A 24,599-nucleotide genomic window follows, 5' to 3' on the forward strand; every position below is an offset into this window, starting at 1 on the left:
TTTATCGCCAGCGGCGAAATCTGAAAGAAGTATTTCAACCGGTGAATTTTGTAATTCACCGGCTTTTTTTTGCTATTAAATGGGAATAACTTGCACTTTGATCTTTTGGAAAGTTATACTAAAAGCGGGATTTACAAATAATGAAAAAATCCGCATAGATAAATAACAGAATATTCTCTACAATACGAGGTGGGCAATGGACAAAAGCGGCGCCAAGCGGTTGGCCGATCTTCATCAACTGTGGCAGGAAGTGGGTTTCGAGCCCTGGACTTGGAACGGACTGGAGGGAATGAAACGCCGTGTTACCTTCCGGAAAGGCTCGCTGCTTGGCGAAGTCGCCCGCTACTACGCGGACGACCACATCGTCTGGCCGGCGCCGGTCCCTGGCGCCGAGAAAATGATCCTCGAAAAATGGCGGCCGGCGGACGAGGTAATGAGCCACCGCTTCCTCCTCCTCGACGACCAGGCAAGCGGCAAGCCGCAGAAAAAATATTTCTTCCTCGGCTTCCGGGGCTGGCTTGAAGTACTCGTACATCGGCCGGGCGACCCGGAAGTCGAAAACTTCCGCGATCTCGTCTTCCTTGTCAACAAAGCCTGGCAATATGCAGAAAGGCAGAAAGGGGGGGAGGCCGGCGGTATTACATGACGCGGCTGACCAAATATAACAAAAAAAGGGGTGATTTCAAGTGTTAATGACGTTATTCCTTATCGCCGTTGTCGTTTTCGTCGTGGCCTACAAAACTTACGGGGCCTATCAGAAAAAAATCTACGAACTTGACGACACCCGGGAAACTCCGGCCCAATGCATGTTCGACGGAATGGACTACTGTCCGGCCCATCCGGCGGTGCTCCTGGGGCACCACTTCTCGTCCATCGCCGGCGCCGGCCCGATCGTCGGTCCGATCGCCGCATCCGCGATGTTCGGCTGGCTGCCCGCCTACATCTGGGTGCTAGTCGGCTCGGTGTTCTTCGGCGGCGTCCACGACATGGGCGCGGTCGTGGCCTCCATCAGGCACCGCGGGTTGTCCATCGGTGAGGTCGTTTCCCAATGGATAGGCAAAAAAGGCAAGCGCCTGTTCCTGTGCTTCACCTGGCTGGCGCTCACCCTTGTCATCGCCGTCTTCCTCGAACTGGCGGCCCAGACCTTTGCTGCCGACCCCGCCGTCGCTTTCTCCGGCATTTTATACATTTTCTTGGCTATGATTTTCGGCGTCGCCATCTACCGTTACGGAGTCTCCCTCAAAGTAGCGTCCGTCATCATGGTGCCGATTATCCTCGGAGCGGTCTTCTTCGGTTCTTACAACCCCTGGGTCCAGTCCGCTTTCAAAATGGGTATCGACACCTGGCGCTGGATTCTCGTCGTCTATATCTTCGCAGCCTCCGTCCTGCCGGTATGGCTTCTCCTGCAGCCCCGCGACTATCTGGCCTCTTATCTGCTCTACTTCTCGCTCTTCATCGGCGCTGTCGGCATGCTGTTCGGTTCCCAGTTCGACGTCAAGCTGCCTGCTTTCACCGGCTTCACCAACGCTGGCGGCGAGTTCCTCTGGCCGTTGCTGTTCGTAACCGTGGCCTGCGGCGCCATCTCCGGCTTCCATGCCCTGGTTGGCAGCGGCACCACGGCTAAACAGCTCCGCAAAGAGAGCGACGCCGTCCTCATCGGCTATGGCTCGATGCTCACCGAAGGCCTCGTGGCCGTCATCGCCATCGGCACCATCATGATCGCCGGCGGGATGCTCAAAGGCGGCCCCACCGTCGTATACGGCGCCGGCCTCGGCAAATTCTCCGCCCTCATCGGCATCGACCCCCGGGTTGGCACCTCGCTCGGCCTGCTGGCCCTCAACTCCTTCATCCTCACCTCGCTCGACACCGCGACCCGTCTGGCGCGCTACCAGCTTCAGGAGTTCTTCGACATGAAACTCGACCGCTACACCGCCACCGCCATCGGCGTCGCCGTGGCCATGGGCCTGATCTTCTGGAAGACCGGCAACAAGCCTGTCTGGCTCCTTATCTGGCCGGTATTCGGCGCCTCCAACCAGCTCGTCGCCGCGCTGTCGCTCATGACCGTAGGCGTCTGGGTGATGAAAGGGCTCAAGAAATCGGCCAACTTCGTCATGATCCCGATGGTATTCATGCTCGTCACCACTGTTGCCGCCCTGTTCCTGCTCATCAAGGCCAACCTGACCAACCCCATCATCTGCGGCATCAGCGTCCTGCTCCTCGTGCTGGCGGTCCTGCTCGTCAAAGAGACGTGGTCCGTCCTGTCGAAGAAGGACCAGACACCGACTACCCCCGCCTAAAACAACCGGGTACCCGAAAACCGCTGCGAAGGCAGCGGTTTTCGGCATTTTCCGGAAAAACTCCGCGGAGACCGTTTAAAGCGGAACCGACACCGTTCGGATGGCAAATAGTACAATTGATGATAAACATATTGTCGTGCGATAAATCCACAGTTATACTTTGTGTAGCAAGAAAGCATTAAAGCGTCGCGTAAAAGGAGGAGGAGGCCAGTCATCGTTAGCGCCGTGGTTAACTGTATCTGCATTTAAAGCCTCAGACTACAAGGAGGAAAAGTTAACGTGGAAAAGATCAACTCGATCTGGCTGCTCATCGCGGCAGCCTGTGCCTTCGTACTAGCGTATCGCTACTACGGCGCCTTCATCGCCGCGAAGGTGCTCATGCTCAACGATGCCAACGTCACGCCGTCCCATCGCTGCAACGACGGTCGCGAGTATGTGCCGACCAACAAATGGGTCTTATTCGGTCATCATTTTGCCGCCATCGCCGGCGCCGGCCCGCTTGTGGGTCCGGTGCTCGCCTCCCAGTACGGCTGGGGGCCCGGCTTCGCCTGGATTCTGCTGGGCTCGATCTTTGCCGGCGCCGTCCACGACTTTATCATACTCTTCGCGTCGGTGCGTCACAACGGCCAGGGCCTGGCTACCATCGCCCGCAAAGAGGTCGGCCCCATCACCGGCTTCACCACCTCGATCGCCATCCTCTTCATCATCGTCCTCGCCATGGCCGGCCTGGGCATCGTCGTCGTCTTCGCGATGATGAAAAACCCATGGGGCGCCTTCACCCTCTTCATGACCATCCCCATCGCCATCGTCATCGGCCTCTACATGTTCAAAATCGCCCCCGGCTCGATCCGCTCGGGATCAGTCGTCGGCTTCCTGCTCGTCCTCGGCGCCGTCTTTGCCGGTCACTGGGTAATGCCTGGACAGGCCTGGGGAGGACTGGCCCCCTACTTCACCCTCACCCGCGAGCAGGTCTCCATCGCCCTGCCGGTTTACGGCTTCATCGCCGCCGTCCTGCCGGTATGGCTGCTCCTCGCCCCGCGCGATTATCTCAGCTCCTATATGAAGATCGGCACCGTCCTCGCGCTGGCACTCGGCATCCTCATCGTCCAGCCGACCGTCAACATGCCGATCACCACCCCCTTCACCGCCGGCGGCGGCCCCATCATCCCCGGCCCCGTCTGGCCGTTCGTCTTCATCACCATCGCCTGCGGCGCTATCTCCGGCTTCCACGCCCTCATCAGCTCGGGCACCACGCCCAAGATGATCGAGATGGAAAGCCAGGCCATGTTCATCGGCTACGGCAGCATGCTTGTTGAAGGCTTCGTTGCAATGATGGCCCTGATTTCCGCCGTCGTAATGTATCCCGGCGACTTCTTCGCCATCAATACCCTTGCCCCCGTTTACGCCAAGGTGCAGGCCATCTTCCCGACCGTCGAGATCAAACAACTTGAGGAACTCGTCGGCATCCAGGTCATGCATCGCCCCGGCGGCGCCGTTTCCTTAGCCGTCGGCATGGCCCACATCTTCTCGAGCATCGGCGGCATGAAGAGCCTCATGAGCTACTGGTACCAGTTCGCTCTCATGTTCGAGGCCCTCTTCATCCTCACAACCATCGACGCCGGCACCCGCGTAGGCCGATACATCCTCCAGGACGTTCTCGGCACCTATGTCTACCCGCCTCTCAAGGAAACCGGCTGGTGGCCCGGCATCTTCTTTACCGGCGCCCTCGTAAGCCTAAGCTGGGGCTACCTCCTCTACACCGGCAACGTAAGCACCATCTGGCCGATGTTTGGGGTCGCAAATCAGCTTCTGGCTGTCATCGCCCTGGCCCTCGGCACAACCATCATCCTCAAACTTGCCAAAAACAAGACCTATGCCTTGATTACCATCGCGCCGCTGGCTTTCCTGTCCGTCACCGTAATTTCGGCCGGCGCCATGAACATCGGCAACTACCTCAAACTGGGAACCTTCAATGGCAACCTCATGGCGGCCCTCAGCATCGTTCTCATCGTCATGGTCGCCATTATCATTCTCGACTCCCTCCGCGTTTGGCTGCGTCTCTTCGGCACCGCCAAGCCGGAAGGCATGAACACCGATACTCCGGTTGTATGTCAGTTCGGCGAAACGCGGCCCAATATCCCCAGCTAAATAAAATTAGAGAAGAAGGTCTGCGTCGACGGCGCGGACCTTCTTCTTTGATAATTAAAATCTGCCGGGAAAAGGAATTATATTAAAAGTGGACGAATACCAATAAAAAACCATTCCCCTGGAGGCCAATCGTGAAGATCCTGCTTGCCGAACACCGCGGCTTCTGCTACGGCGTCGAGCGGGCCGTCGCCATGGCCCGCGGCTGTGCCGACCGGCCGGGCAAAGCCGCCACCCTCGGCCCCATCATCCACAACCCCCAGCTTGTCGCCCGGCTGGCAGCCGAGGGCGTCGGCACCGTCGACAACCTCGACGACATAAAAGGGGACACCGTTATCATCCGCTCTCACGGCGCCCCTCCGGAAACTTATCGCCAGGCGGCCGCCAAAAACCTCACCGTCGTCGACGCCACCTGCCCCCACGTCAGAAAGGCCCAGACGGCTGCCCGCGATCTCCGGGAAAAAGGCTACAGAGTGGCCGTGGTGGGGGAGAGGGGTCACCCCGAAGTTAACAGCATCGTCGCCTGGGCAGGCGACGGCACGGTCGTCATCGAAACCGAGGAAGAAGCGGCCGGCTTGCCGGCGGTTCCGCGCCTGGGAATAGTATCCCAGACCACCTTTCCGCCCGGCCGGTTCGACGGCATCGTCGACATCCTGAAAACCGGAGCCGCCGACATCCAGGTGAACAAAACCATCTGCACCGCCACCGAACAGCGCCAGCAGGCGGCCGTGGACCTTGCGGCCCGCGTGGACGTCATGGTAGTCGTCGGCGGGCGCGGCAGCGCCAACACCACCCGCCTCGCCCAACTATGCCAAGAGGCAGGCAGCAGGGTGTATCACATAGAAACAGCAGCTGAACTGGACCCCGAGTGGTTCAGGGGAGCGGAGGCGGCTGGCATAACCGCCGGCGCATCCACCCCCGAATGGGTTATTGAGGAGGTATATCGGAAAATGCAAGAGTTCGATCAAGCAATGGAGCAAGAAATCCGCCAGATTGAGAAGGGCAGCATCGTCAAAGGGAAAGTGGTAAGGGTCAGCGACGACGAAGTATTCGTCGACATCGGCTATAAAGCCGAAGGCGTCATCCCGCTCGCCGAGCTCGCCTTCCCGCAGCCCGCCAAAGCGGAAGAAGCCGTCAAAGAAGGCGACGAAATCGACGTCTGCGTCCTCGACGACGACAGCAGCGAAGGAGCCATTAAACTCTCCAAAGTCCGCGCCGACAGCGTCATCGCCTGGGATAAACTGGAAAATGCCCAAAATTCACATCAACCGGTCGAAGGTAAAGTAACTGAAGCTGTGAAAGGCGGTCTATCGGTGGCCGTTTTCGGCGTGCGGGGCTTTATTCCCGCCTCCCAGGCCGACTTGCGGTATGTCGAGGACCTCAGTATATTTGCCGGACAGACCCTTTCTGTTTTGCCGATCGAAGTAGACAGGGAGAAAAAGCGGGTCGTTCTTTCCCGGCGCGCCGTTCTCGAGGAAGAGCGCCGCCGCAGCGAAGCGGAAGCCTTCGCCCGCTTCCAGCCCGGACAGACCGTCCACGGCACGGTTCGCCGCCTCGCCGACTTCGGCGCCTTCGTGGATATTGGCGGCGTCGACGGGCTGATCCATATCTCCGACCTTTCCTGGCACAGGGTCAAAACAGCCTCTGAAATCGTCAACGTCGGCGACGAAGTCGATGTCGTCATCCTGAAGCTCGACCCGGCGACCAGGAAAATTTCCCTCAGTCTCAAGGCCTCGCAGCGCGATCCCTGGTTCGACGTCGCCGAAACCCTCGTCGTCGGCAGCGTTGTCGCCGGCAAAGTAACCAAAACTTCCAAATTCGGCGCCTTCGTCGAAGTAGCCCCGGGCGTCGAAGGCCTTGTCCATATTTCCGAACTCGACGACCGCCGGGTCGAAAAGGCTGAAGAAGTGGTAACCGCCGGCCAGGAAGTCAACGTCAAAATTCTCGGCGTGGACAAAAAGGCCAAGCGCATTTCCCTCAGCATCGCCCAGGCCAAGCAAGATCGCGACCGGGCAGAATACAGCCACTACATCCAAGACAGCGGCAAGGGGCTGGGCTTCACCATCGGCGACAAGCTCGGCCATCTCTTCAAACGAGAAGACTGAAGGGTTGTGGACGTGTGCGCCAATCGCGCAAACTCGACCATCTCAAATATTCCCTTGCACTTACTGACGGACCTGCGGCAAACGGGTTCGCCGATTTCTCCCTCGTCCACAACTGTCTGCCGGGGCTGGCTTTTTCGACCATCGAGCTGGCCACGACAGTCGCCGGCGTCTCCCTGCGCCATCCCGTAATCATCAACGCCATCACCGGCGGCGCCGCCGACGTCACCGCCATCAACGCGCAGCTCGCCGAGCTGGCCAGGAGAACCGGCGCCGCCATGGCCGTCGGCTCCCAGTACGCCGCTCTCGAAAACCCGGCGGTAAGCGAATCCTATCAGGTCGTCCGTTCCGTCAATCCCGACGGCGTACTGTTCGCCAATCTCGGCGCCCATGCCACCCCGGACCAGGCTGTCCGGGCTGTGTCTATGATCGGTGCCGACGCCATCCAGATTCATCTCAACGCCGCCCAGGAACTCGCCATGCCCGAAGGCGACCGCGACTTCGGCGGCTACCTCGAAAACATCGCCGCCATAGTAGCTGTCAGCCCAGTACCCGTCATCGTCAAAGAAGTCGGTTCCGGTGTCGCCCGCGAGCAGGCCACCGCTCTCGTGGCTGCCGGCGTAAAAGCTATCGATACCGGCGGCGCGGGAGGCACAAACTTCGTCGCCATCGAAGCTGCCCGCGGTTCGGCTGAGTTGCCGGCCGAAACCCTCGCCTGGGGGATACCGACCGCCGTCAGCGCCGTTGAAGTTGTTTCCGTTCTCCCTCCATCCGTCGACCTCATAGTATCCGGCGGCATTCGCAGCCCTCTGGACGCCGTCAAAGCCCTGGCCCTCGGCGGGCGGGCAGTCGCCATCGCCACCCCGGCCATCAGGTTGCTGCGGGAAAGAGGCCTGCGCGAAGCCGTCGCCTGGTTCGAATCGTTCCTTAGCGAGATCCGCCGCTACATGCTGCTAGTCGGGGCGGGGGAAATCGCCAACCTTGCGGACGTCCCGGTGGTTATAACCGGCAAGAGCAGGGAATGGCTAACCCAAAGAGGAATCGACACCACATGTTTTGCCCGCCGCACCCGGTGTTAGTATAATCGCCTGCCATAAAAGCATGGTCTCCGGACCATGCTTTTGCATGTTTATCCTCCGCCCAGGGCAAGCTAAATGCGTATCGCCATCATCCTGGATGTGAGGTGAAAAACCACAATGAGTTTGCCGGTAGGAATGATACTGCTCCTCGTTGTCGGCGTGTTGGTCTATTTCGGTCTGGCCCAGCGCCTGCTCGACCGCATGCGGCTCACCGACAAGCAAGCCCTGCTCTTCATCGGCGCCATAGTAGTCGGCAGCTTCGTAGACATTCCACTGATGCGCGCCCCCTCCGAACTGAGCGTCAATCTTGGCGGCGCCCTGATCCCCGCGGTCTTCTCGCTCTGGCTGTTGGCAACCGCCGACGAAACGGCCGAAAGGGTGCGGGCGATAATTGCCAGTGTTCTCGTTGCCGGAGCGGTCATGCTTGGTTCCCTGTACCTTCCCTATGAGCCGGAAAATATGTTCCTTGACCCCAAACTAATCTACGGCATCGCCGCCGGCCTCATCGCCTACATTGCCGGCCGCTCCCGCCGCGCCGCGTTCATCGGCGGGATACTAGGCATAATCCTTAGCGACATCGCCCACTTCGTCACCATAACCCGCGCTGGTATTCCGGGCACCACCGCCATCGGCGGGGCAGGGGCGTTCGATGTCGTCATCATTGCCGGCCTTGTTGGCGTAATGGTGGCCGAACTGGTCGGCGAAACGCGCGAACGGCTGCAGGGCGGACCTGTTCTCGGCCCCAACCGCCCCGAAGGACTCTACGAATTCAGCAAAGAGCTGGGGCACCACGGCAAGCACAAGAAGGATAAATCGCTCACAGCTTCCCAAAAAACCGAACAGCAGGACGGGGGGGAAGACCGTGAATAGGTTGGTACTCGTCGCGGCAATTGTTATCGGTTGCCTTGTCATGGTTCCCGCCCAGGCGCATGAGCGTAACGACGGCGGCTACTACACCATCGTCGACGAACTCGGAAGGCCTGTATTCATGACCGGCTGGAAAGTCAACGTCGGCGACCAGTGTCTTACTACTGACAACAAACGTTACGAAGTAACCGGCATCAGCGGCGACACCGCCCACGCCAAATTTATCGGCGAGGTCAACCTCAGCGCCTACGCGCCTTCCGCCCCCGTGCGCAACCATGCCTTCGCCGTCCATCTCGCCCCCAGGGTCGCCAGCGCCCAGGGCAATAAAGTCGCCATCTACCACACCCACTCCGACGAATCGTACGTCCCTACCGACGGCAAGGAAAGCATCCTCGGCAACGGCGGCATCTTCAAAGTGGGCCAGGCCTTCGGCGAAGCCCTCAAAGCCCAGGGCTTGCAACCCATCATCTCCAACGCAAAGCACGACCCGCATGACAACATGGCCTATGAGCGTTCCCGCCGCACCGTAGCCGATCTACTCAAACAACAGCCGGCGGCCGTCTTCGACGTCCACCGCGACGCCCTGCCAGCCGAAGGCTACGCCACCAAAATCAACGGCCAGGAGATGACAAAAGTTCAATTGGTCGTCGGCAAGTACGGGCCGACCGGCAAACAAATTGAAGATTACGCCCTCAAGATCAAGGCTGCCGCCGACCAGAAGCATCCCGGCCTGATCAAAGGCATATTCTTCGCCAAGGGCGGAGACTACAACCAGGATCTCCACCCGCGTTCCATGCTGCTTGAAGTTGGCTCCCACACCAACAGCCGTGCAGAGGCCGAGAAAGGCATCGCCCTGTTTGCCGACGCCATACCCGCCGTCTTGGGGCAGACAGGAGGGCAACCCGGTACGCCCGCCGGCGCCACCGGCCTGGGTACTCAGCAAGCCGGCCCTTCAGGCGCCAGTAAGTCGATCGGCTGGATCGTCGCCCTGCTTGTAATAGGCGTCATTGCCTTCCTGTTCATCAGCACCGGTGGCGTCAAAGAAGCCGGCGCAAAGCTTAAGCGCTTCACCACCACCGAATTCGCCAACTTCCTCGGACCGAAAATCGGGCGCAAACAGCGGCGGGACGACCGGGACGACGAAGGCGACGATTCCCGATGAACGTCATCTATCACGCGCGGCGGCCATTTTTGCCACAACTGGCCTGCGCCCTTCACCTCGGCCTTGAAAATGAGGCCGAGCCTTTTTTGCCCGAGAGCCGCGCTCACGACTGGCAGGCGGAACCCCTCCTGATCGCCGGCCCTGACGCAACCGGCGCCACCGTATGCTGCCTTGCGCATGGGCGCTACCGCGGGCTGTATCGCCGGGCGCTAGCCGGAATGGCGGGCATCTTCACCTTTTCCCTCGCCTGGGTCGACCTCGATCAGGCAATCGCCGCCTGCAGCTTCGCGACCAGAGGCCGCGTTTTCCTGGCCGACCACTGGCCGGCTGTATTCGGGCATCGTTTTCGGCCGCGCATCATCGCCGCCCTGCGCTCCAGCCTGCTCACCCACCGGGAGGACTGCCCGTGAACATCGTCTACTACTGTTTTGCCGGCGCCCACGCTTCCGTCGTCGCCAGCGCCATCCACTGCGGTCTCCTGCCGGTAGAGCATGTGCCCACTTACGACGAGTTTGTAGCCCTTCCGTACTATGACCGGACCGCTCCCCGCCTGATCGGCAGCCCTTATCTCATGGGCAGGGACGAATACGGCCACAACGTTTACTTCCTCGGCCTCTGGGACCAGCGCCTGCCCATCATGGCCGCCGTCGGCGCTCTGCTCGCCACCGCCAGCATTGACGAACAGGACTACTTCTTCCAGGACGCCTTTCCGCTCATCAACTTTTCCACAAAAATCGGCGGGCTGCTTTCCAAGCGCTACTGCCTCACGAGCATTGGCAGAAGGATTACCGTCTGGGGCATGCAGCGGCAATACCCGGCGTTCGTATCCATGGTTGCGGACGTCAAAAGCAAACTTCACCCGTGACGGCAACTTGGCCTATTTATCGCCGTCCGGCAGGAAAAGGCTGCTAAAGGCGGAATACATAGTAAAGGCCGAAAGAAGCGGCCACAAGTACCGGAGGAGAGAAAAACCTTGACCAAAGGAACAATCTGCCGGGTTGCCGACGACAGCATCGCCGCCGAACTGGGGCTTCGCCCCGGCGACGCGCTTCTCGCCGTCAACGGCGAACCCGTCAGCGACATAATCGACTTAAGCTTCGCGCTGGCCGACGAAAACGTGGAGCTCCTCGTGGCGCGGCAAAACGGCGAAGAGGAGCTTTTCGCAATCGAAAAAGACTACGACCAGGATCTCGGGCTGGAATTCGAAAGCGCCGTCTTTGACCGCGTCCGCCCGTGCGCCAACAACTGCGTCTTCTGCTTCGTCGACCAGATGCCACCCGGCATGAGGGAAAGCCTCTACATCAAAGACGACGACTATCGGCTCTCCTTCCTCTACGGCAACTTCATCACCCTCACCAACCTCTCGCCGCGCGACTTTGCCCGCATCCGCCGCCTTCACCTGTCGCCCCTCTACGTCTCCGTACACGCCACCGACGGCGACCTCCGGGCTTCCCTGCTCGGCAACCCGCGCGCCAAAAATATCATGGCCCGTCTCCGCGAACTTTCCGACAGCGGCATCGAGCTCCACACCCAAGTTGTCCTCTGCCCCGGTCTCAACGATGGCCCAGTCCTAGAGCGCACCGTCGCCGACCTCTTCGCCCTCGCCCCCGGTGTCCTCTCGCTCGCCATCGTGCCCGTCGGCCTCACCCGCCATCGGGAAAAATGCCGGCCCCTGCGCTGCTTCACACCGGACGAAGCCCGCGCCGTCATCGCCGCCGTTTCCGCGTGGCAGAGCCGCTGCCGGGCCGAAACCGGCTCCACCTTCGTCTACCTCGCCGACGAATTCTACCTCGCCGCCGGCTTACCCATACCCGAATACGACCATTACGACGACTTCCCCCAGCTTGAGAATGGCGTCGGCATCGTCCGCTCCTTCCTCGCCGAATGGGAGGAAACTGCCGCACCAAAAGAAGGCTACGCCACTCCCCGGCGCATCGACGTCGTCTGCGGCGTTTCCGCGTCAGCGGTACTCGCCCCCCTTATCGCCGGCCTTTCCCTAAAAAACCTTACCATCCGGCTCGTCACCGCCGTCAACGCCTTTTTCGGGCCGTCCGTCACCGTAACCGGCCTCCTTACCGGCGCCGACATCATCGCCGCCCTCAGGGACGCAGATTCGCCGTCCGACGGCGTCATCATCCCCGGCGTCGCCCTCAGAAAAGGCGAAAACATCTTTCTCGACGGCCTCACCCCCGAAGACGTCGCCCGCGTCATCGGCCGCCCCGTGCGGGTGGCCCACTTCGCCGCCGACCTCAAATCGCAGCTCGCCGCTTGGAGGTGAACCATGAAAGACCTCGGACTCATCCAAGTGTATACCGGCAACGGCAAAGGAAAAACTACAGCTAGCCTCGGCCTGGCCTTCCGGGCCTCGGGCCACGGCTTCAAAGTCTGCATGCTCCAATTCATGAAAGACTGCTCGGATTATGGCGAAGTAAAAGCGGCCCAGTATCTGCCGGGCTTTGTCGTCATTCCGGTCGGCCGCCACGACTTCGTCGACCTCGCCGACCCCGCTCCCGTCGACATCGAGCTTGCCGGAAAAGGCTGGGAGCAGGCAAAAAAAACCATCGACTCCGGCGAATACGACATCGTAATCCTTGACGAAATAAACGTCGCCATGGCCTGCGGACTACTCCCCGCAGCCGACGTCGCCGCCTTCCTTACGGCCGAAAAGCGCAACGTCGAAATCGTCCTCACCGGCCGCTACGCGCCGCCGGAAATAATCGCCATCGCCCACCTCGTCACCGAAATGCAGGAAGTGAAGCACCCCTACAACGACGGTGTGGCGGCCCGCCAGGGCATCGACTACTGAACCAACGCGAAAAAGGTGATGACCATGAGCAAACCGATCGTAGCCATCGTTGGCCGGCCCAATGTCGGCAAATCCACCCTCTTCAACCGCATCGCCCAGAAGCGCGTCTCCATCGTCGAAGACATCCCCGGCGTAACCAGGGATCGCATCTACATGGACGCAGAATGGCTTAACCACGAATTCACCATGATCGACACCGGCGGCATCGAGATCGAGTCCACCGACAAAATCCTGACCTCCATGCGCCATCAGGCCAAACTCGCCATCAAAGAGGCCGACGTCGTCGTCTTCGTCGTCGACGCCAAAACAGGCCTGACCTCAGCCGACGAAGAAGTCGCCGTCATCCTCAAAAACGCCCGCAAACCCATCCTTCTCGCCGTCAACAAAGTCGACAGCCCCAAAGACGAACTGGAAACCTTCGAATTCTACAACCTCGGCCTCGGCGAGCCCTACGCCATTTCGGCCGCCAACGCCCTCGGCCTCGGCGACCTCCTTGACCAGATCGTCGCCGCTCTGCCTAAAGAGACATCCGTCGCCGACGAAACCGACACCATCAAAGTCGCCTTCATCGGTCGGCCAAATGTTGGCAAATCGTCGCTCGTCAACGCCCTACTCGGCGAAGAAAGGGTCATCGTCAGCGACATCCCCGGCACCACCCGAGACGCCATCGACACCCACTACTCCAAAGACGGCTCCGACTTCATCCTCATCGACACCGCCGGCATGCGGCGCAAAGCCAGAATCGACCAACCCGTGGAACGCTACAGCGTCATCCGTTCCCTCCGGGCCGTCGACCGGGCCGACGTAGTCCTGATGCTCATCGACGCCGTCGACGGCGTCACCGAGCAGGACAAAAAAATCGCCGGCTACGCCCACGAGGCCGGACGGGCCAGCATCATCGTCGTCAACAAATGGGACCTCGTCGAAAAAGACAGCAAAACCACCCTCCGTTACACCGAAACCATTCGCAGCGAGCTCGGCTTCATGCAGTACGCGCCCGTGCTGTTTCTCTCGGCCCTTACCAGGCAACGCGTCAACCGGGTCAGCGAACTGGTCAAATTCGTCGCCGATCAGCACGCCATGCGCGTTGCCACCAGCGTGCTCAACCAGGTCATCGAAGACGCCGTCGCCATCAACCCCCCGCCGTCCGAGCGGGGCAGAAAACTGAAAATCTTCTACACCACTCAGCCGGGCGTAAAACCGCCCACCTTCGTCTTCTTCGTCAACGACGCCGAAATCATGCACTTCTCCTACCTCCGATACCTCGAAAATAAACTGCGGGAAGCCTTCGGCTTCGAAGGCACGCCGCTGAAGCTAGTCGTGCGCGGCCGCAAAGACAAAGAAGACGATTGACGGCCGTTGATAAGCGCCCATCTGCGGCGTTAGGTCTGCGGGCGCTTGCTAGCGTACGGACCGAGTACGCGTCGCTGCGCGTCCTCGACCTGCCTTGCATATGGGCACTTCTAAACGGCCTAAGCCAGATATTTTACTTGTAAGCTTTTTGTGGGGTGAGAAAATGGACTACTTTATTGTAATAGCCCTCAGCTACGTCATTGGCTCCATCCCCAACGGCCTCATTGTCGGCAAATTCTTCAAGGGCGTCGACATCCGCCAGTTCGGCAGCAAAAACATCGGCGCCACCAACGTATACAGAGTCCTCGGTCCGTGGCCCGCCTTCTGGGTACTCGTCACCGACATCGCCAAAGGCATCGCCGGCGTCTACATCGGCAAAGCCGTCCTCGGCACCCCGCCGGCCGCTCTCCTTGGCGGCATCGCCGCCATCGCCGGACACAACTGGTCGCTCTTCCTCGGCTTCAAAGGCGGCCGCGGTGTTGCCACCGCCCTCGGCGTCATCGCCGTTCTCATGCCAAAAGTCACCGCCATCGTCTTTATCGTCTGGGCCGTCATCGTCGCCCTTACCCGCTACGTCTCCCTCGGCTCGATCGTCGCCGCCGCCATCGCTCCGCCGCTTATCTGGCTGTTCGGCGAGCGGGTGGAATACCTCTACTTCGGTCTTGTGGCCGCCATCTTCGTCATCGTTCGCCACCGCCCAAACATCGAGCGCCTCCTCAAGGGCCAGGAACTAAAAATCAAAGCCGGCAGCGCCTCGCCGGAAAAAAAGGATACCGACAAACCATGAAAATTGCCGTAATCGGCGCCGGCGGCTGGGGAACGGCCCTGGCCACCGTCCTTGGAGAAAACAACCATCAGGTATCGCTCTGGGCCCGCAGTCAGGCGTTCGCCGCCGAACTCGCCGCTACCAGACACAACCCGCGCTACCTTCCCGACGCCGTCCTCCCGGATGGCGTCGTCTGCACCGCCGACCTTGACGCCGCCGCACGCGGCGCCGCCATCGTCATCATCGCCACCCCGTCCCACGCCGTCAGAGCTGCCGCCGGCGCCCTCGCTGAGCATCTCGCCGCCGGCGCCGTCGTCGTCAGCGCTGCCAAAGGCCTTGAAATCGGCTCCCTCAAGCGCATGTCCGAAGTCATCGTCGAAGAGATACCCGCCGCTGCCGCGCGCCTCGTCGCCCTCTCCGGCCCGAACCACGCCGAAGAAGTAGCCCTCCGCCAGCCCACCGCCACTGTCGCCGCCTCCGCCTCCCGCGAGGCCGCCGAAGCCGTCCAGGACGCCCTCATGGCGCCCTACTTCCGTGTATACACCAATCCTGACATCATCGGCGTCGAACTCGGCGGCGCCCTCAAAAACATCGTCGCCCTCGGCGCCGGTATCGGCGACGGCCTCGGTTTCGGCGACAACGCCAAAGCCGCTCTCATGACCCGCGGCCTAGCCGAGATTACCCGCCTCGGCGTCGCCATGGGCGCCAGCCCGCTAACCTTTGCCGGCCTCGCCGGCATCGGCGACCTCATCGTCACCTGCACCAGCAGCCACAGCCGCAACCGCCGCGCCGGCCTGGCCCTCGCCGCCGGCAAAACGGTGGGGGAGATAGAAGGGGAGACCGGCATGGTCGTCGAAGGCATCCGCTCCACCCTCGCCGCCCACCAGCTAGCAGGCCGCCTCGGAGTGGAGATGCCCATTACCGCCGAAATCCACCGTGTCCTCTACCAGGGAGCCGATCCCAGAGAAGCGGTCGGCAGACTGATGGGGCGGGGGAGGACGCATGAAGTAGAAGAGGGCGCGGAAATCGAAAACTGGTAATCTTAATTTGCGGACAAATTTGAAAACCCCCTGGCCATGTACAATGGCCAGGGGGTTTCATTGTGCCGTTAGAATTTAAACGTCAGCCCGATTCCGGGGCCCTTCACTCTCAGGTTGTATTTATCATCGTCATCCTGGCGCGATACCTCAATAAATTGCTTGTACGCAAAATAAATTCGCTCTATTGGGTGGTAAGGGCCAACCGGGTGGACGCTAAACTTCCTTTTGTGCGGGGCATGACCGCAATAGCTCGACACCGACAGTTGCCATACTCTTTTTTGTCTTTCGTCATATTCTTCTTGGCATGTCATATATTTGTAATGATTAATCGGGCAATTCCCCAGTAAGGACCTGAAGCTTCTGCGGCCCGTCGCGGAAGACGTTTTTCGGGGAGGGGTGACAGGCCAGCAGAGCTAATGTGCTCATACATACGAACATAGGGGGAGGGAAACGAAAGCAAATGGAAAAATTTGACCTGTTCCGGGACATTGCCGAGCGGACCGGCGGCGACATATACGTCGGCGTCGTCGGCCCCGTGCGCACAGGCAAATCCACCTTTATCAAGCGGTTCATGGAGACGATGGTGTTGCCGAACATCACCGATCCTTACGACAAAGAACGCGCCAAGGACGAACTGCCCCAGTCGGCCGCCGGGAGAACCATCATGACCACCGAGCCCAAGTTCATTCCCGACGAGGCGGTCGAAATCGTCGTCAAGGAAAATGTCAAGGTCCGCGTCCGGGTCGTGGACTGCGTCGGCTACACCGTCGACGGCGCCCTCGGCTACGAGGAGGAAGACGGGCCACGTATGGTTCTCACTCCCTGGGACGACAAGGAGATACCCTTCCAGGAGGCCGCCGAAATCGGCACCCGCAAGGTCATCGCCGACCATTCGACAATCGGCCTTGTCGTCACCACCGACGGCACCGTCACCGACCTGCCGCGCGACCAATACATCGCCGCTGAAGAGCGGGTTATCGGCGAACTCAAAGAACTGCAGAAACCGTTCCTCGTCATCCTCAACACCGGCCAGCCGACCGCCAAGGAGACCAGGGAACTTGTCGCCAAACTGGAGAACAAATACGATGTCCCCGTAATCCCCGTCGATTGCCTGCAGCTCACCACCGACGACATATACGCCATTCTCCAGGAAGTTCTCTACGAATTCCCTGTCAAGGAAGTCAACATCACGCTGCCGCGCTGGGTGGAAGAACTCGAAGCCGATCATTGGCTTCGCCAAAAATTCGACGGCGCGGTCAACGACGTCGTCCAGTACGTGCACCGCCTGCGCGACATCGATCGGGCCATCGACGACCTCTCGGGCTACGACTTTGTCGCCGACGTCATCCTTCACGACATGGACCTCGGCAGCGGCATCGCCGTCATCGAAATGACCGCCCGCAGCGAACTCTTCTACCAGGTGCTCGAAGAGCTCACCGGCTTCACCGTCAGCGGCGAACACCATGTCCTCCGCCTTATGCGCGACCTGTCAGTCGCCAAGCGCGAGCACGACAAGATCGCCTCCGCCCTCGAACAAGTACGCCAGACGGGCTATGGCATCGTTCCGCCCCAGACCGATGAAATGGTCCTCGAGGAGCCCGAAATCATCCGCACCGGCAACCGTTTCGGCGTGCGCCTCAAAGCTTCCGCGCCATCGCTCCACATCATCAGGACCGACGTCCAGGCCGAAATCTCGCCCATCATCGGCACCGAAAAACAAAGCGAAGAACTCATCCACTACCTGCTGCGCGAATTTGAAGGCGAGCCGGAAAAACTGTGGCGCACCAACCTGTTCGGCAAATCCCTCAACGCCCTCGTGCGCGAAGGCATCCAGAACAAACTCAACACCATGCCCGAAAACGCCCAGATCAAATTGCGCGAAACGCTGCAGAAAGTTGTCAACGAGGGGAGCGGCGGGCTGATCTGCATCATCTTCTAGCATAACAGGCCGGCGATGAAGGCCCTTTCGCAGCAAAGGCCTTTCTAGCCGGCCATAATATCGCCGAGTTTCGTCGGCTACGACCAGCCGGCTTCTTTTTTTGCCCTTTTTCCCTTGTCTTGGTATAATCCAAGTGTTATAATGTCTACGATACGGAGATAATTATCCTTTTGTGCAATACTAAAGGAGGGAAAAGAATGTCCGGCCTCAAGTCGACATTTTACTTAGTCCGGGAGGAAATCCTGCCCGAAGCCATCAAAAAAACCATCAAGGTTAAAGAGCTCTTGAAGCGCGGCGACGCCCGCACCATCAACGAAGCGGTGGAAAAGATGGAGCTCAGCCGCAGCGCATACTATAAGTACAAAGACTACGTATTCCCGTTTTACGAAGCCAGCAAGGAAAAAATCGTCACCCTCGCCCTGCTCCTCGAGCACAAGCCCGGCGTTCTCTCCCGCGTTCTCAACACCATCGCCAACGAACGCGGCAGCGTCCTCACCATCAACCAGGGAATCCCTCTCCAGGGCGTCGCTAACGCCACCGTCTCCCTCGAAACCGTCGAACTGGCCATCGACCTTGAAGCCCTGCTCGACAAACTGAGGATGGTGGATGGCGTCAAGCGCCTCGAAGTGCTGGGACAAGCTTAACAATAGGAGATGACCTCGATGAAAGCCAATTCGCACAAGCAAACAATCAACATCGGCATGCTCGGTCTTGGCACTGTAGGCACCGGCGTCGCCAAAATCCTCGCCGCCAACGAACACTGCATCGCCCAGAAGGTGGGTTCGGCAGTCGCCCTGAAAAAGGTCCTTGTCCGCAATGCCGCCAAGCCGCGGCGGGTCACGCTCGACGGCCTGCTCACCACCGATCCGGCCGCTGTCATCGACGACCCCGAAATCGACATCATCGTCGAACTCATGGGCGGCGAAGAACCGGCCAAGGACTATATAATCCGCGCTCTCAAGGCCGGCAAGCATGTCGTAACCGCCAACAAGGATGTCGTTGCCAGACACGGCCGCGACCTCTTCGCCGCAGCCGAGGAAAACAACGTCGACCTGCTCTTTGAAGCCAGCGTAGGCGGCGGCATACCCATCATCCGGCCGCTCAAGCAATGCCTGGCAGGCAACCGCATCAGCCAGGTAATGGGCATCGTCAACGGCACCACCAACTACATGCTCACCAAAATGACCGCCGACAAGAGCGACTACGAAGCCGTCCTTGCCGAGGCCCAGCAAAAAGGCTACGCCGAAGCCGACCCCACCGCCGACGTCGGCGGCTTTGACGCCGCCCGCAAGATCGCCATTCTCGCCTCCATCGCCTTCGGCACCCGCGTCACCCTGGACGATGTCTATGTCGAAGGCATCACCGGCATCACCCCCCAGGACATCGAATACGCCGGCGAATTCGGCTATGTCATCAAACTGCTGGCAATTGCCGGTGAAACTGATAAAGGCGTCGACGTCCGCGTCCATCCCGCCTTTATCGCCAAAAACCATCCGCTGGCAGCCGTCAACGACGTCTTCAACGCCATCTTCGTCAAAGGCGACGCCGTCGGCGAAACCATGTTCTACGGCCGGGGAGCGGGGGAGATGCCCACCGCCAGCGCCGTTGTCGCCGACATCATCGATGTCGCCCGCGACATCCAGCATGGCGTTGCCAGCCGCGTCCTCTGCACCTGTTTCGACAACAAGCCCCTTTGCCCCATCGACAAGACCGAGGCCCCCTACTACATCCGCCTGCTCGTCGAAGACAAACCCGGCGTGCTGGCTGCCATCGCCGGCGCCTTCGGCTGCCAGCAGGTCAGCCTCAACTCCGTCGTACAGAAACGCAAAGTGGATGACTGGGCGGAAATCGTCCTCATAACCTACCGCGTTTCCGACGCCAACATGCGGATGGCCCTAAGCGCCCTCGGCGGCATGCCGGTCGTAAACAAAATAAGCAGCGTCATCAGAGTGGTCGGGGAATAACGACCGCCACCCCGGGGAGGAAATATGGAATCGACAGTCACAGTGCGCGTGCCGGGAACGACAGCCAACTGCGGTCCCGGCTTTGATACGGTCGGCATCGCCTGCACCATCTACAACGACCTTACCCTCACATTGAGCGAAAAGCCGGGCTTCACCCTCGCCGTCACCGGCGAGGGCGCCGACGGCATCCCCAACAACGAACGCAACATCGCCTACCAGGCCGTAAGCGCCGTCCTCAATAAAGTCGGCGTCACCAGTCCGGGCATAACCATCGCCATGCACAACAACATTCCTCTGGCCCGCGGCCTCGGCTCGAGCGCCGCCGCCATCGTCGGCGGACTCGTCGCTGCCAACGCCGCCACCGGCGGCAAACTCGGCAAAGACGAACTGCTTGTTTTGGCCACCGCCCTCGAAGGCCATCCCGACAACGTCGCCCCGGCCATATTCGGCGGCATCACCGTAAGCTTCACCGCCGGCGGCACCCCTGAAACCCTGCGCTTCAACCCGCCCGATCCGCTCAGGCTGGTCGTCGCCGTGCCCGATTTCGGCCTCTCCACCAAAGCCGCCCGTCAGGTGTTGCCAAAAACCGTTCCCTATGCTGACGCCGTCTTCAACGTCAGTCGCGCCGCCCTGCTCGTCGGCGCCCTTTGCCAGGGACGACTCGACCTCCTGCGCTTCGCCCTCGAAGACCGGCTGCACCAGCCTTACCGCGCAAAACTCATCCCCGGCATGGACGAAGTCCTCGCCGCCGCCCAGGCAAACGGCGCACTGGGCGCGGCCATCAGCGGCGCCGGACCCTGTCTCATCGCCTTCGCGCACCGCGAGACCTCCGCCGCCATCGGCGGCGCCATGGTTGCGGCCTTTGCCCGCCATGGCGTAAAAGCCGCCTCTCTCGACCTGGACGTAGATAATCACGGCGCGAAGATAATATAGCCTTGACAGCGCCCTAAAAAAAAGGTACAATTGATTTTGTCAGTGTCGGGGCGTAGCGCAGTTTGGTAGCGCGCTTGCTTGGGGTGCAAGAGGTCGTGGGTTCAAGTCCCGCCGCTCCGACCAACTTTATATTAGCAAAATCAAGGACTCGCCGAACAGGCGAGTTTTTTGTTATGTAATGTTATCCCCTTCGGCAACGAAGTAATATTCTATACGGCCATCGCGGCTGTGGGTGCCTTTGCCACTCCAAGCATAGAACTTTGATGACGATGAGGATTTTTTCGTATTATCCTCCCTATGGACGTCGACCGGAGAGACGACGACGGCTAAGCTTCTTACCGGAACCGCGCATCCCGGTTGTAGAATAACGGAGAACTCCGGCAGGATCAGTCGCTGCTGCACCAACAGGAACGGCCTTAATCAGTTTGGGCCCTGAAGAGCCATCCTGGTTTTGGGCCAGAACGCTGTGGCGCCTGCTGAAGAGGAAATAGACGACCAACCCTATCCCCAGCCAGCTACCGAAGAATTTCCAGGTGAGCAGAGGCAGGTTGGCGAGCAGGTATGAGCAGAAGACGACCGCCAGCGGGGCAATTATGGTGACGGCCGGGCAGCGAAACGGCCGGCGGGCAGTGGGCCGTGTGTAGCGGAGGACGAGTACGCCGACGGACGCCACGATAAAAGCGAACAGTGTCCCGGCGTTGGTAAGCTCGGCGATGATGCTTATCGGCAGAATGGCGCTTATCGCCGCCACGGCTATACCGGTAATTACGGTGATGATAAAGGGAGTTTTATGGCGGGGATGGAGCTTGGCCAAAACGGCCGGCAGCATTCCATCACGGGCCATGGCGAGGAAGACGCGGCTCTGGCCGAATATAAACACAAGCAGGACGGTCGTCATGCCGCAGATAGCGCCGACGGCGACAACCGCGCTGCCCCAGTTTATGCCGATATAATGAAGTGCGAATGCTACCGGCTCACTGTTGTCCAGTTGACCGTAGGGAACGATGCCGGTAAGAACGCCGGCAACGACGATATACAGGACTGTGCAGACTATCAGCGAGCCGATGATACCTGTTGGAAGGTCGCGGTTCGGGCGGCGGCACTCCTCGGCCGCGGTGGCAACCGCATCAAATCCGATATAAGCGAAAAAGACGATGGCCGCTCCGGCGGCTATTCCTTTGTAGCCGAAAGGGAGAAACGGCTCCCAGTTTACCGGATTGACATGGGGTACGGCCAGCACCAGGAAGAGGGCGACGACCGAGAGCTTAACGGTTACAAGAATCTTGTTTAGGGATGCGCTTTCCCTAGTGCCCTGGATGAGAAGAGCGGTCAGGAGCAGGACGATTATAACCGCCGGCATGTTGACTATGCCGCCTTCAGAAGGGACCGCTGTAAATGCCTTGGGCAATCTGAACCCGATTGCCTCCGCCAAGCCGGCAAAATACCCGGACCAACCGGCGGCCACCGCAGCGGCGCCCACGGTGTATTCGAGGATTAACGCCCAGCCGACCAGGAAAGCGACGATTTCACCAAGGGCCACGTAGGCGAATGTGTATGCGCTGCCGGCAACGGGGACCATGGCAGCCAGTTCCGCGTAGGCGAGGGCAGCGAACCCGCACGCCGATCCCGACAGGATGAAGGACAGCGTTATTCCTGGGCCGGCAAACCTAGCCGCTGCCACGCCGGTGAGGACAAAGATACCAGTGCCGATTATGCAGCCGATTCCCAGCAGCACCAGATCAACGGCTCCTAGCGTCTTAGCAAGCCCCCTATTTTTCGTTCCCGCGACGGTGCGACTGATATCTTTTGTACGAAATAAGTCCATGAAGTCAACCTCGCAATTAATACGACCCATCTTACTGCATGTACAGAACCATTATTAGACTCTCCAATATAAAGGGAGGTAATTCCGTCATATATGGTTCAGCTATGTTCTCCGTGCGAGCCGCTCAGCAGACAAGGTGGAGGGTAGCGCCGGCTTGCCGCGCGATTAAGTAACCGTTCCAGTGTCAATACTATCCATGTGATCAAAGATATGCCAAAAGGGGTACCAAATGAGCGATTTTATTTATATTTTCGCCTCGGCCCTCGCCGGTTTCCACGCCCTCACCTTCGCCCGCTGGCTACGGCTGAACGGCAACAAAAAAGGCGCTTACGGGGTATTCGCCCTCATCCTCGTCTCGCTGGCATTGCCCATTTTGCGGCTGCTATCCCAATAACAATTTTCTATGTCGCGCGGGCGGCAAAGAAGGGTTTGCCAGCGGCGGATAGAAAATAATACCAATATTACGAGGAGGTGTTGACGGTGGATAAGGACAAAATTGTCGCCGAAACCATCGCGAAATACGAACAATTCATCAACCCGGCCGTAGCGCGGCTGTTCCGCTTCATGGGCCTGGCCACGGTCGAGTGGCAGGCTGAGGGAGACATTATCCGCGACATCGACGGCAAGGAGTACATCGACTGCCTGGGCGGATACGGCGTCTTCAGCCTCGGCCATCGCCACCCAAGGGTTATCGCCGCCGTCAAAGAGCAACTCGACATGATGCCTCTCTCCAGCAAAGTGCTCTTCGACAAGCCCCTCGCCGACCTGTGCGCCGCTCTGGCCGACATAACCCCCGGCGATCTTACTTACAGCTTTGTGGTCAACAGCGGCACAGAGGCCGTCGAAGGCGCCCTCAAGCTGGCTCGCATCCACACCGGCCGCCCCAAATTCGTCGCCACCGCCGGCGCCTTCCACGGCAAAACGCTCGGCGCCCTGACAGCCACCGGCCGCGAACTCTTCCGCACCCCGTTCCAGCCCCTGCTGGAGGGCTTCAGCCATATACCCTTCGGCGACGCCGCCGCCCTCGAAGCCGTCATCGACGAAGAGACCGCTGCCGTAATCGTCGAACCCGTCCAGGGAGAGGGCGGCATTATCGTACCTCCGGACGATTATCTGCCCGCCGTCCGGCGGCTTTGCGACCGCTTCGGCGCCGTATTCATCTGCGACGAGGTTCAGACCGGCCTCGGCCGCACCGGCGCCATGTTCGCCGTCGACCACCACGGCGTCGTGCCTGACGTCATCACGACCGCCAAGGCCCTCGGCGGCGGCGTCATGCCTGTCGGCGCCTTTACCGCCCGTCCTCACCTGTGGGAAAAATATATCACCGCCCCCTTCCTGCACACCACCACCTTCGGCGGCAACCCCTTGGCCTGCGCCGCCGCCCTCGCGGCCATCGCCGTAACCAGGGAAGAGGACCTTCCGGCGCGCGCCGCCGCCACCGGCGGCTACTTCATCGACGCCCTCCGCCGACTGGCCGCCGCCTACCCTGAAGTTGTCCGCGAAGTCCGCGGCCGCGGCCTCATGATCGGCCTCGAACTCACCAAAGAAGGCGTCGGCGGCCTGCTCATGTCCGAACTCATCAACCGCGGCGTCCTCGTCGCCTACACCCTTAACAACCCCAAAGTCATCCGCATCGAACCGCCGCTTGCCATCAGCCGCGAAAACGTCGCTTACGTCCTGGACGCGTTTAAACAGGCTGTCGAAGCAGCCCAGGACATGATAGAGGATTTATAAGGAGGCGCACTCATGCCGTACGTCGAAGTTTCCATGCCCGTTAACGCCGGCCGCGAGGCCATCTACCCCATCCTCAAAGAAATGGACAAATACCCCGACTTCATGGCCGACCTGGTCAGCGTCGAGGTTATCGAGCGTACAGACAACACCACTGTCACCAAATGGGTCTCCAACGTCGACGGCCGCGTCATCCGTTGGACCGAGCGCGACATCTTCGATGACGCAAACTTTCACATCGCCTACAAACAAATTGACGGCGATCTCAAAAGATTCGAAGGTGAGTGGATCCTCACCCCTATGGGGGGCGGCGCCACCGAAATAAAACTCACTGTCGACTTCGAATTCGGCATCCCGATGATTGCGGGCCTGCTAAACCCCATCCTGAAGAAGAAAGTGAAGACCAACAGTGAAAATATGCTCAAAGCGATTAAAGACCGTTTGGAAAAGCCGTAATTGGCGGTTGTTAAATATAAGTAATTTACTTATAATTAGTATTATCAAACAAGGAGGAGGGATAACCGCGAGAAGAATAAACGTTCGTCACCAGGCTATATAATACTACTGAATATAAGGCCCCAAAGTAAACG

General features: G+C 59.8%; 22 protein-coding genes and 1 tRNA gene. 22 read left to right on the forward strand and 1 reads right to left on the reverse strand.

Annotation, left to right across the window (positions count from 1 at the left end):
- The first annotated feature begins 196 nt into the window (after nucleotides 1-196).
- From Q4T40_08080 to Q4T40_08170, 19 genes are all read left to right on the forward strand, one after another.
- Nucleotides 197-646, forward strand: coding sequence for a hypothetical protein (locus tag Q4T40_08080; GenBank protein ID MDT8901193.1), 450 nt, complete (start codon nucleotides 197-199; stop codon nucleotides 644-646).
- A 46-nt stretch (nucleotides 647-692) separates the two neighbouring features.
- Complete coding sequence (locus Q4T40_08085) at nucleotides 693-2,297, forward strand: carbon starvation protein A (GenBank protein MDT8901194.1); 1,605 nt, start codon at nucleotides 693-695, stop codon at nucleotides 2,295-2,297.
- A gap of 288 nt (nucleotides 2,298-2,585) precedes the next feature.
- Nucleotides 2,586-4,445: a carbon starvation protein A gene (locus Q4T40_08090; protein MDT8901195.1), complete on the forward strand. Its 1,860-nt coding sequence runs from the start codon at nucleotides 2,586-2,588 to the stop codon at nucleotides 4,443-4,445.
- Between the two features lie 131 nt (nucleotides 4,446-4,576).
- Entirely contained in the window at nucleotides 4,577-6,547 is a 1,971-nt protein-coding gene (locus Q4T40_08095) for a bifunctional 4-hydroxy-3-methylbut-2-enyl diphosphate reductase/30S ribosomal protein S1 (GenBank protein ID MDT8901196.1), read from the forward strand.
- A gap of 14 nt (nucleotides 6,548-6,561) precedes the next feature.
- On the forward strand, nucleotides 6,562-7,623 hold the full coding sequence (gene fni, locus Q4T40_08100) for a type 2 isopentenyl-diphosphate Delta-isomerase (GenBank protein ID MDT8901197.1): 1,062 nt from the start codon (nucleotides 6,562-6,564) through the stop codon (nucleotides 7,621-7,623).
- A 117-nt stretch (nucleotides 7,624-7,740) separates the two neighbouring features.
- Nucleotides 7,741-8,493, forward strand: coding sequence for a DUF1614 domain-containing protein (locus Q4T40_08105; GenBank protein MDT8901198.1), 753 nt, complete (start codon nucleotides 7,741-7,743; stop codon nucleotides 8,491-8,493).
- Entirely contained in the window at nucleotides 8,486-9,652 is a 1,167-nt protein-coding gene (locus Q4T40_08110; protein MDT8901199.1) for a stage II sporulation protein P, read from the forward strand. The genes Q4T40_08105 and Q4T40_08110 overlap by 8 nt, the downstream gene beginning before the upstream one ends.
- The gene (locus Q4T40_08115) at nucleotides 9,649-10,062 is read left to right on the forward strand and encodes a hypothetical protein (GenBank protein ID MDT8901200.1); all 414 of its coding nucleotides are present in this window, start codon (nucleotides 9,649-9,651) and stop codon (nucleotides 10,060-10,062) included. The genes Q4T40_08110 and Q4T40_08115 overlap by 4 nt, the downstream gene beginning before the upstream one ends.
- On the forward strand, nucleotides 10,059-10,517 hold the full coding sequence (locus Q4T40_08120; protein MDT8901201.1) for a DUF3189 family protein: 459 nt from the start codon (nucleotides 10,059-10,061) through the stop codon (nucleotides 10,515-10,517). Before Q4T40_08115 ends, Q4T40_08120 begins: the two co-directional genes overlap by 4 nt.
- A 54-nt stretch (nucleotides 10,518-10,571) precedes the next feature.
- Nucleotides 10,572-11,930, forward strand: coding sequence for a DUF512 domain-containing protein (locus Q4T40_08125; protein ID MDT8901202.1), 1,359 nt, complete (start codon nucleotides 10,572-10,574; stop codon nucleotides 11,928-11,930).
- Between the two features lie 3 nt (nucleotides 11,931-11,933).
- Nucleotides 11,934-12,458 (forward strand): cob(I)yrinic acid a,c-diamide adenosyltransferase, encoded by a 525-nt coding sequence (locus Q4T40_08130; GenBank protein MDT8901203.1) that lies wholly within the window; start codon nucleotides 11,934-11,936, stop codon nucleotides 12,456-12,458.
- Nucleotides 12,459-12,482: 24 nt separating this feature from the next.
- A complete protein-coding gene (gene der, locus Q4T40_08135; GenBank protein MDT8901204.1) occupies nucleotides 12,483-13,811 on the forward strand; it encodes a ribosome biogenesis GTPase Der in 1,329 nt (442 codons plus the stop codon).
- A gap of 163 nt (nucleotides 13,812-13,974) precedes the next feature.
- On the forward strand, nucleotides 13,975-14,598 hold the full coding sequence (gene plsY, locus Q4T40_08140) for a glycerol-3-phosphate 1-O-acyltransferase PlsY (GenBank protein ID MDT8901205.1): 624 nt from the start codon (nucleotides 13,975-13,977) through the stop codon (nucleotides 14,596-14,598).
- Nucleotides 14,595-15,617 carry an NAD(P)H-dependent glycerol-3-phosphate dehydrogenase gene (locus Q4T40_08145; GenBank protein ID MDT8901206.1) on the forward strand — a complete coding sequence of 341 codons (1,023 nt, stop codon included), beginning with the start codon at nucleotides 14,595-14,597 and terminating at the stop codon, nucleotides 15,615-15,617. The genes plsY and Q4T40_08145 overlap by 4 nt, the downstream gene beginning before the upstream one ends.
- 460 nt (nucleotides 15,618-16,077) lie before the next feature.
- The gene (spoIVA, locus tag Q4T40_08150) at nucleotides 16,078-17,556 is read left to right on the forward strand and encodes a stage IV sporulation protein A (protein ID MDT8901207.1); all 1,479 of its coding nucleotides are present in this window, start codon (nucleotides 16,078-16,080) and stop codon (nucleotides 17,554-17,556) included.
- A 197-nt stretch (nucleotides 17,557-17,753) separates the two neighbouring features.
- Nucleotides 17,754-18,200 (forward strand): ACT domain-containing protein, encoded by a 447-nt coding sequence (locus Q4T40_08155; GenBank protein ID MDT8901208.1) that lies wholly within the window; start codon nucleotides 17,754-17,756, stop codon nucleotides 18,198-18,200.
- A gap of 18 nt (nucleotides 18,201-18,218) precedes the next feature.
- Nucleotides 18,219-19,520 (forward strand): homoserine dehydrogenase, encoded by a 1,302-nt coding sequence (locus Q4T40_08160; protein ID MDT8901209.1) that lies wholly within the window; start codon nucleotides 18,219-18,221, stop codon nucleotides 19,518-19,520.
- 24 nt (nucleotides 19,521-19,544) lie between these two features.
- Nucleotides 19,545-20,453 carry a homoserine kinase gene (thrB, locus tag Q4T40_08165; protein MDT8901210.1) on the forward strand — a complete coding sequence of 303 codons (909 nt, stop codon included), beginning with the start codon at nucleotides 19,545-19,547 and terminating at the stop codon, nucleotides 20,451-20,453.
- Nucleotides 20,454-20,499: 46 nt separating this feature from the next.
- A tRNA-Pro gene (locus tag Q4T40_08170) sits at nucleotides 20,500-20,576 on the forward strand.
- A gap of 172 nt (nucleotides 20,577-20,748) precedes the next feature.
- Here the strand turns inward: Q4T40_08170 and Q4T40_08175 are convergent.
- Nucleotides 20,749-22,278, reverse strand: coding sequence for an amino acid permease (locus Q4T40_08175; GenBank protein ID MDT8901211.1), 1,530 nt, complete (start codon nucleotides 22,276-22,278; stop codon nucleotides 20,749-20,751).
- Between the two features lie 229 nt (nucleotides 22,279-22,507).
- Between Q4T40_08175 and Q4T40_08180 the strand changes: the two genes are divergently transcribed.
- From Q4T40_08180 to Q4T40_08190, 3 genes are all read left to right on the forward strand, one after another.
- Nucleotides 22,508-22,672: a hypothetical protein gene (locus tag Q4T40_08180; GenBank protein MDT8901212.1), complete on the forward strand. Its 165-nt coding sequence runs from the start codon at nucleotides 22,508-22,510 to the stop codon at nucleotides 22,670-22,672.
- Between the two features lie 86 nt (nucleotides 22,673-22,758).
- Nucleotides 22,759-24,012 (forward strand): aminotransferase class III-fold pyridoxal phosphate-dependent enzyme, encoded by a 1,254-nt coding sequence (locus tag Q4T40_08185; protein MDT8901213.1) that lies wholly within the window; start codon nucleotides 22,759-22,761, stop codon nucleotides 24,010-24,012.
- A gap of 12 nt (nucleotides 24,013-24,024) precedes the next feature.
- Nucleotides 24,025-24,465 carry an aromatase/cyclase gene (locus Q4T40_08190; GenBank protein ID MDT8901214.1) on the forward strand — a complete coding sequence of 147 codons (441 nt, stop codon included), beginning with the start codon at nucleotides 24,025-24,027 and terminating at the stop codon, nucleotides 24,463-24,465.
- Nucleotides 24,466-24,599: the final 134 nt, after the last annotated feature.

The sequence above is a fragment of the Selenomonadales bacterium 4137-cl genome, assembly GCA_032334055.1.
Classification (GTDB): domain Bacteria; phylum Bacillota; class Negativicutes; order Sporomusales; family UBA7701; genus Anaeroselena; species Anaeroselena agilis.